The organism is Aurantimonas sp. A2-1-M11 (genome assembly GCF_036549475.1).
Classification (GTDB): Bacteria; Pseudomonadota; Alphaproteobacteria; order Rhizobiales; family Rhizobiaceae; genus Aurantimonas.
The window spans coordinates 1-8,536 of the sequence record NZ_JAZHLI010000109.1 but is presented as its reverse complement, the minus strand read 5'-3'; the positions used below and the strand labels follow the sequence as shown (position 1 = coordinate 8,536).

The window sequence follows — 8,536 nt, the reverse complement described above, 5'->3', positions numbered from 1 at the left end:
ATCTTTCTTCATGGCGTTGCTCTCCGAAGTGGATTCGACACCCCGAGCCTACCGGCTCAAGGCGGGCAACGCCGCCACTTCAGAAGTTCAACATCGATCGGGACATCCCCGCCGCGAATCACCGCCCTTCCGTTCCTCGCTAATGCCCAGGATGGCCAGTCCATGTCGGGACACTCGATGTCTGGCGGCATGGCAGGGATGTCCGGGGAAGCCGAGCTTCCGGAGGCCTGCAACGGCGCCGCCGGGAAAATGGACATGTCGAAGATGATGGCCGGCATGGGGAAATGATGTCCGGAATGGACGAGGCCCAGATGGCCAATCATGCCACCATGATGAAGATGCACGGCCCGATGATGAGGGCGGCCATGATCAAGGATCCGATCTCGCCTTCAACTGCGGGATGATCGCTCATCACCAGGGGGCCATCGCCATGAGCGAGCTCGAACTGAAGATGGGCAAGGACGAAGCGTCCAAGAAGATGGCGCAGATGATCATCGACGCCCAGAAGAAGGAGATCGAGGAGATGATCCTTCGCGTCGATGCCCTCGCGAAGTAGGATCTTCAGTCCGCGCCATGACGGGAACGGCTCGCCGCCGCTCCCGAGTAGGTGTCAGGAACCGACGGGTCGCGAGGACGTAGTCCGTCCAGACTCTCGAGACAAACGAAAGGATCGATCCATGATGTCCAAGCGGACGACGTTCCTCGCCGGCGCGCTCGCCCTTCTGTCCACGTCGGTTCTCGCGGCGGAGAACGTCGAGATGTTCTCGACGTCGGGATGCGGGTGCTGCATCGGCTGGATGAAGCACCTCGAGGATGCCGGATTCGAGGTCGAGAACGAGAACCTCGCGATGGCGGATCTGTACGCAAAGAAGATGGAGGCCGGGCTGAAACAGGGCCAGACCTCCTGCCATACAGGGTTTGTCGGCGGCTACGTCGTCGAGGGGCACGTTCCGACTACCGAGATCAGGCGGCTCCTCGCCGAGAAGCCCGATGCGATCGGTCTAACGGTTCCCGACATGCCTGCCGGCAGCCCCGGAATGGGGGAAAGCGACGAGCCCTACGACGTGCTCCTCGTCGGACGAGACGGCTCCTCTACGGTCTATGCCCGGTACCCCCGCTGAATCGGTCTTTAAGGTGCTGCTGCGACGCTGTGGCCGTCCCTTCACGCCGCTCCATGATTGCCTCCAGGGCGAGAGCTTCACGCGGGAGAAACCCCGCTTTCGTGCCTACCTCACCTAAATCGTCAACGGCGGACAGGCTCATGACTGCAACAGTGCTCTCGAGGCGTGTCTTTCTTGGGGGCCTCTGTGCCGCATCTGCGGGATTTGAGGACGCCGCAGCGCAGGAGAGAGCGCGCACCGTCGGATACAGCGGGATTGCCCAGCAGGTACGAGAGCGTGCAAGACGTCTCGGCTTAGAGCCCTACCTGCCAAAGCCGGTCGTTGCTGGAGACCTCACCTACGACCAGTATCGATCGATACGCTTCAATCCGTCCCGTGCGCTTTGGGCAAACCGCGACGACCTGGCGTTCCAGGCAGACTTCTTCCATGTTGGCGGCCTTTTCAAACATGAGGTAGCCCTTTTCGAGGTTGCGGAGGGTGCCGCCCGCCCGATCCGCTACGTTCCGGACATGTTCGACTTTGGCGCTGAGGCGGAGGCAATCCGGGCGGTAGCAGACCCGGCGTTTGCCGGACTGCGTCTGCATCACCCCATGAATGGCCTTAACGTTTCCGAGTTCGCAGTCTTCCTCGGTGCAAGCTACTTTCGAGCGATCGGCCTGGGCGAACGCTACGGCCTGTCCGCGCGAGGCCTTGCGATCCGCTCTGGCCTGCCGGGAGAAGAATTCCCGTACTTCGAGTCGTTCTGGCTGGAGCAGCCCGCTCCCGGTGATAGCGCGGTCACCCTGCACGCCTTGCTCGACAGCGAAAGCGTGGCAGGTGCTTACCGCTTCGTGATGGCGCCGGGCGAGTCCACCGTCATGGACATCTCGGTCTCGCTGTTCGCCCGTCGGAAGATCGAAGATATCGGACTGGCCCCGATCACCAGCATGTTTATGCGGGGAGAAGCCGATCGCGGCAGCGTCTCCGACTTCCGGCCGCAGATTCATGATTCGGAGGCGCTTTCGATCCGTACCGGAGCCAACGACTGGCTGTTGCGGCCGCTTCGCAATCCGAAGGCGATCGAGATCAGTGCCTATGCCGACGACAACATCCAGGGGTTTGGCCTCATTCAGCGTGACCGCGACTTCAACCACTATCTCGATCTCGAAGCGCGCTACGATCTGCGGCCGGGACTCTGGGTCGAGCCGGTGGGCGGCTGGGGAGCAGGGGAGGTTCGCCTCGTCGAGCTGCCAACTCCAGATGAGACCCAGGACAACATCGTCGCTTTCTGGACGCCGGACGCCCCCCTGGTTCCGGGAGAGGAGTTCTTCTTCCAATACCGCCTGCATTGGGGGCCGCACCCGCCGGTCAACCCCGTTCTCGCACGCGTCGTCGGCACCTACACGGGGGTTGGCGGCATCGCATCGAGTCCGGATCCTGCACTCCGCAAATTCGTCATCGACTTTTCGGGGGGCCCTCTCAAGGATCTCGCACCTGATGCGGAACTGAGGGTCGACGCCAGCGCGACGAACGCCGAAATCGTCGCGTCCACCGTTCAGCGCAATGTGCCGCTCGAGGGGTGGCGCGTGTTTCTCGATGTTCGCGCGGAGTACGGATCTTCCCCGGAGGTCCGCTGCGTGTTGCAACTCAATGACCAGGCCATCTCGGAGTTTTGGACAAATCGCTGGGACCCCCCAGATCACCGTTCCCTGGCAGTCGAATAGTGGCTCGAGCCGAAAGGCCAAACGGCCGAGCCGACTGACAGCGATCAGCCGTCCAGCCCCGCATGAGAGCCGACCGCTCCGTGGGACCGACGAAAGGAGGGGGCGTTACCTGTCACAGAGCTTGCGAGAACCTCGATAAGGCTGAAACGTGCAGTCCGACGAGCGGAATGAGCGATATGCCCGCGAACAGGCGCGGACGTTGCAAGAGGGCGCGACCGGGGCCGCATCCTGGGCGCCCGTTCTTGCCATCAGATCCGTGATACTCGACGGCGGGGTGTCCACCCCAGGGGATACGGATGGGGCGGCCCTCGGAACCGAATTGGACGAAACGGGTCCCGTCGGCGTGGGCGATCCGGCCGCGGCGTTCATGAAGGCCTTCCAGATGGATGCGGGCATCTGCCCCCCGGTGACGTCGTTCATCGGCGTGCCGTCATCGTTGCCGACCCACACGCCTACCGTCAGCGCCTCGTTGAAGCCGATGAACCACGCATCGCGCGACTCCTGACTGGTCCCCGTCTTGCCAGCCGCGAAGCCGTCAAGTGCAGCTTCCTGTCCGGTACCGCGCTCGACCACGAGCTGGAGGAGCGAAACGAGACTCTCGTGATGCTCGGCGAGCTCGCGCTGGGGCAGCGTCGATGGTCCGACACGAAAGCTCTGGCTTTGCTGGTCCGCCGCAAACGTACTGATGCCCCAGGGTTCGATGGGCGTCCGGCCCGCCCGGACCGAGGCATAGGCGCCCGTCAGGTCCATGAGGCTGACCTCGGACGCGCCGAGGGCGAGGCTCGGCATCGCGTTGAGCGGAGCATCGATGCCGAGATCTCTCGCCGCCGCAATGACCTCGTCGATGCCGACCTCCATGGCCAGCCGCACGGTAGCAGCGTTGAGAGAACGGGCGAAGGCTTCAGCCAAGGTCACTCGGCCGTTGAACTCGCCGCCGAAGTTTTCCGGCGTCCACCCATCGATCTCGATCGGCGCATCCTCGATCCGGTCGTTTGGGGAAAGTCCCTGGCGAAGAGCCGCGTAGTAGACGAAGAGTTTGAAGATGGAGCCCGGCTGCCGCTTTGCCGTCACGGCCCGGTTGAACTCGGACGTCTCGTAGTTCCGCCCGCCGACCATCGCGACCACCGCACCGTCGGGACGCAGCGCAACGAGTGCTGCCTGGGAAACGCCTTGTGTTTCGCCCAGTGCGTCGAGCGCTTGCGTGACCGCCTGTTCAGCAAGCGATTGCAATTGGGGATCGAGCGTTGTCTTGACCTTGATGGTGCCGCGGAATGGCCCCGCGATTTCCCGTGCTTCCGAAATCACCCAGTCCGCGAACCACGTTCCGGCGCTCATGTCGGGGCGGGTGGGACTCAGGACGGCAGAGGCCGATTGCGCACGGGCAGTCGACGCATCGTCGAGGTACTCGGCGTCCGCCATCGCCGCGAGAACGACCGCTGCGCGCTCCTTGGCGCCCTCCAGATTCTCCAGCGGGTTGAGCTGTGACGGTGCTCGGATCAGCCCGGCCAGCATGGCACTCTCCGCCAGCGTCAGTTCGCCGACAGATTTACCGAAATAGACCAGCGCTGCCGCCGGCATGCCGGTCGCGCCAGCGCCAAGATAGATGTTGTTGAGGTAACGGGTAAGGACTTCATCTTTTCCCAGCCTGTTCTCGATCCAGAAGGCCAGAAAGACCTCCTGGAGCTTCCGCTTCAGGGTGCGATCGCGTTCCAGATAGAGAACCTTTATGAGCTGCTGCGTGATCGTGCTGCCGCCCTCCACCACCTCGCCGGCTAAGATATTGCGGACGAAGGCCCTGCTGATCCCCCGCAGATCGATGCCGGAATGGCTGTAGAAGCGGCGATCCTCGATGCTCAGAACCGCCTGGACCAGATGTTCCGGGAAGTCGGCCAAATCGGCGTAGCTTCCCTGATAGGGACCCTTCTGCACCATTGCCTGGCCATCAGACGCCTCCAGGACTACGGTAGGCTCGGTCGTTCCACTGATCACCGACGCAAGCGGTACGTCGTGGAGCGCCCAGACCGCGGTGGCGATCGCCAGAAGGGATACGCCGACAAAGGCGACCGCCAGACCCGACAGCAAACGACGGATGAGCAGATTCCCGCCCCAAGACCCCGTAAAACGGCGTCGCAGCATCGAGCGCGCGCGCCCGAGACTCTGTGCCGCCGGCCCAGCGACGCCGGACCAGCGCGGATCGTCTTTCATAGCGCGGAACGACGGCAGACGCGAAACCCCCTCACGCAGCCGGGCGAAGATCGCCAGAAGCATGACAGACAGACAGCGGCCGAAACGGGCGCCGTCGGCTGCAAGGGCCTTCACGAAAACGATAAAAGCAGTCCGGGTCTGGCCCGGCTCGACGCGTATATTGGGCTCGGCTTTGGAGACCTCGGCCGTTTCGGATCCGACGCTCCCGGGAGTGCCAGTCACCGGCGGTTCATTTCCTGCATCATGCATCAGCGTCACCAACTTACCGCCCATGGAAATGGCGCATTCAACCGCATTGGATAGAGTGAAATCCCGCGCTCGCCCAACGCAGTTTCGCCGATTGCACCGTCCTCAAGACGATGCGCCTATTCGGTCACAGCACCGGGCACGCCCACGGTCCCACCGCGATCCGGGAAAACCGGCCCGGGAACCACACGTCATGTACCGTCCTGCCGACCATCAAAGCGACTGATGACTATTAAGGCTGCCGCAAAGTCCCAGACTGGCGAACGGCAATTCGAGGATCTGGCATAAAGGTCATTTCATGGCCAAATTCGGACGCTTGCGCATGCGTCTTGGCTTCTTCCATAGATTATACAAAGGCTTAGCCCGCAATTGCGCGACATGTTGATGAACCCCTGATTAACGACGGAGTTCGCGGCGACGACTGGCGCAAAGTGGCAGGAACTAAGTCGCGAAGTCTCCTGTTTACCGGCTCTGACAGCGCCTCCGCTTGATGAGAAGCGCGTGCCAGCTATGGGAGAGAAACAATGAAACTGCATAGTTTGCTTGCTGGCGGCGCAGCTACCCTGCTCGCCGCAACGGCCCTTCCTGCCTTCGCGCAGACGACGGTCTCCGCAACGACCGATCTTAACGTTCGGGCCGGTCCTGGTCCGAACTACGAAATCATCGGGGCGATGGGCACGGATGATGCGGTAATGCTCGAGGGTTGCACCGAGAGCGGCGCCTGGTGCCGGGTCACCGTCGATGGCACCACCGGCTGGGCATACAGCCAGTATCTGACCGCCGACATGGGCGGAGAGACCATTGTCGTGACGGAACGCCGGACCGAGTATCCGGTCGTCACCTACGAGGAGAGCAGCGGCGCCGGTGAAATGACTGGCGCGGCAACCGGGGCAGTCGCCGGTGCGATCGTCGGCGGACCGGTCGGTGCCGCCATCGGCGGAGCCGTGGGCCTCGTCGCAGGTGCGGCCGTCACCCCGCCGGAAGAGCGGATCGAGTATGTCCGGTCTAATCCGGTCGAACCGGTCTATCTCGAAGGCGAGGCCGTCGTCGGCGCGCAGTTGCCCGACACTGTCGAGCTGCGGACCATCCCCGACTACGAGTACAGCTATGTCTACGTGAACGGACAGCCGGTGCTGGTGGATCCGGGCAACCGGCAGGTCGTCTACGTCGTCCGGTAATTTCATCCGGCTCCTGGTCGTGAGCGAGCTCGCGTCGCCTTCTGGTGACGCGAGCTTTTTTTGAATCCGCCGCTGGCACACTGGCGGTGCCCTTCCGAGCCAGTTTTGCTGCATCTGCCAAATGCTCGGAAGCCTTAAGGCCGATGCGCATTTTCGCCGGAGCAGGAGAACCCGTAACAAACCTGCCGCTCACTGGCGATCGTTCGAGGGTCGCCGGTAACGGGTGCAGCGGACGACGGAAGCCGGAACTGGTGCGCTTCGCAGGGCAGGGTATCTTAGACCAGACGGGCTTATGTCGGAATCACGGAGGCACTCGCATCGGGTACACCAAAGCTAAATTTGCCCGGCCTCCGAGGCCGTTCTAGTGCCGACACTGATCTGCCAGTGCGGCCTCAACCGATTCCTTGCAGGTATTGCCAGCCCGCGCCGGCGACGGCTGCACCCAGAAGCACCGTCACCGCACCAAGGCGGAACCAGAACAATGCGACGGCCGCGCCGCAGAAGAGTAGGAGCGCGACAGGGTCGAGACTCGCCTGGCTCGGGACGTCGAGGGACAGCGGCCCAACACGGACCACGTCGACGTCTTGAAACAGGACGTGCAGACCAAACCAGACGGCAAGGTTCAGAATAACCCCGACGACCGCCGCCGTGATTGCCGCAAGGGCGCCGGAAAGCACTCGGTTGTCTCTCAGCCGCTCGATATAGGGCGCCCCAAGGAAGATCCAGAGGAAGCAGGGCGTGAACGTCACCCAGGTGGTGAGCAACCCGCCGAGGGTGCCGGCGACGTACGGGTTCATGCTTCCCGGGTCCCGGAACGCGGCAAGGAACCCGACGAACTGGGTGACCATGATCAGCGGCCCCGGCGTCGTTTCTGCGAGGCCCAACCCGTCCAGCATCTCGCCGGGTCCGAGCCATCCGTAATGCTCGACGGCCTGCTGCGCGACATAGGCGAGGACAGCGTAGGCGCCGCCGAAGGTGACCACGGCCATCTGGCTGAAGAACACCGCGATGTCGGCGAAGACATCGCCGGTCCCGAACACGAGCAGGGCGACGGGGACCAGCCAGAGCGCCAGGAACACCCCCGAGATGCGCAGCGCCCAGGCGACGTTCGGCCTAGCGTGATCCGGCACCGCCTCGCCCAAGGCCGAGTCGGCGTCGGCCAGTGTCGCTCCCTTCGACGGTCTATGACCGCCGCCGCCTGAGAAGCCCGGAAGCCCGGCACGCGCGCCGACATACCCAATGAGCCCCGCGGCGAGGATGATTGCCGGGAACGGCACGTCGAAGAGGAAGATCGCGGCGAAGGCCGCCGCGGCGATTGCGAGCATGATGCAGTTGCGTAGCGCCCTTCGGCCGATCCGGTTGACCGCCTCCAGCACGATCGCGAGGACCGCCGCCTTCAGTCCGAAGAACAGGCCGGCGACGATGCCGACGTTCCCGAAGGCGACGTAGACCCACGACAGCGCCATGATGGCGACAAGGCCTGGCAGGACGAACAGCGCGCCGGCGACGAGGCCGCCCTTCGTGCGATGCAGGAGCCAGCCGAGATAGGTGGCGAGCTGTTGGGCCTCGGGCCCGGGGAGGAGCATGCAGTGGTTCAGGGCATGCAGGAACCGCTCCTCGCCGATCCACCGCTTCTCGTCGACGAGGATACGGTGCATGACGGCGATCTGTCCCGCCGGGCCGCCGAATGAGAGACAGGCGATCTTCGCCCAGACGCGGACCGCCTCCCCGAAGGGGATGCCATGGTTGGGGGCGCGGGCGGACCCCGAAGTTTTGAGGCGGGATGCGGGCAGAACGGTCATCTCACGACCCTCCCTTCCGAGCGGGCCAGTTATGGGTCTCGTCCGTCGCGTCGCGGCACCAGCGGTAGAAGGCGTCATAGAGGAGCGTCCCCGCCTCCAATTGCTCGAGGTCGTTCGCGTACATGCGGGAGAGACCGAGGGATGCGGCGAGAAGGCCAGACGCCTCCGGGGCGAGGTCCGGCCGGGCGGTGTCGGCGCCCCGGACGAGGGCCGCCAGCCGGAGCAGCGGCGGCGTCGAGAGCCCAAGCTCCTCTACCATCGTGTCAAAGGTGCAGCGCTCG

8 protein-coding genes are annotated in these 8,536 nt (G+C 63.8%); 5 read left to right on the top strand and 3 right to left on the bottom strand.

The features are described from left to right. The 4 genes from VQ042_RS23805 to VQ042_RS23790 all read left to right on the top strand — a co-directional run. Positions 1-288, top strand: a 288-nt coding sequence (locus VQ042_RS23805; protein ID WP_442880204.1) for a hypothetical protein, incomplete at its 5' end; no start/stop codon positions are given. Positions 289-430: 142 nt separating this feature from the next. Further along, on the top strand, positions 431-556 hold the full coding sequence (locus tag VQ042_RS26185; RefSeq protein WP_442880203.1) for a hypothetical protein: 126 nt from the start codon (positions 431-433) through the stop codon (positions 554-556). Positions 557-677: 121 nt separating this feature from the next. Further along, the gene (locus VQ042_RS23795) at positions 678-1,121 is read left to right on the top strand and encodes a DUF411 domain-containing protein (protein WP_331822761.1); all 444 of its coding nucleotides are present in this window, start codon (positions 678-680) and stop codon (positions 1,119-1,121) included. Positions 1,122-1,261: 140 nt separating this feature from the next. Beyond that, positions 1,262-2,824, top strand: coding sequence for a glucan biosynthesis protein (locus VQ042_RS23790; RefSeq protein WP_331822760.1), 1,563 nt, complete (start codon positions 1,262-1,264; stop codon positions 2,822-2,824). A gap of 105 nt (positions 2,825-2,929) precedes the next feature. Here the strand turns inward: VQ042_RS23790 and VQ042_RS23785 are convergent, their stop codons facing one another. Further along, positions 2,930-5,278 (bottom strand): PBP1A family penicillin-binding protein, encoded by a 2,349-nt coding sequence (locus VQ042_RS23785; protein WP_442880205.1) that lies wholly within the window; start codon positions 5,276-5,278, stop codon positions 2,930-2,932. Between the two features lie 521 nt (positions 5,279-5,799). Here VQ042_RS23785 and VQ042_RS23780 point away from each other — a divergent pair. After that, positions 5,800-6,453: a DUF1236 domain-containing protein gene (locus VQ042_RS23780; RefSeq protein ID WP_331822759.1), complete on the top strand. Its 654-nt coding sequence runs from the start codon at positions 5,800-5,802 to the stop codon at positions 6,451-6,453. A gap of 392 nt (positions 6,454-6,845) precedes the next feature. Here the strand turns inward: VQ042_RS23780 and chrA are convergent, their stop codons facing one another. After that, the gene (gene chrA / locus VQ042_RS23775) at positions 6,846-8,255 is read right to left on the bottom strand and encodes a chromate efflux transporter (protein WP_331822758.1); all 1,410 of its coding nucleotides are present in this window, start codon (positions 8,253-8,255) and stop codon (positions 6,846-6,848) included. Between the two features lies 1 nt (position 8,256). Continuing rightward, the coding region (locus tag VQ042_RS23770) for a chromate resistance protein ChrB domain-containing protein (RefSeq protein ID WP_331822757.1) at positions 8,257-8,536 on the bottom strand (280 nt) is incomplete at its 5' end.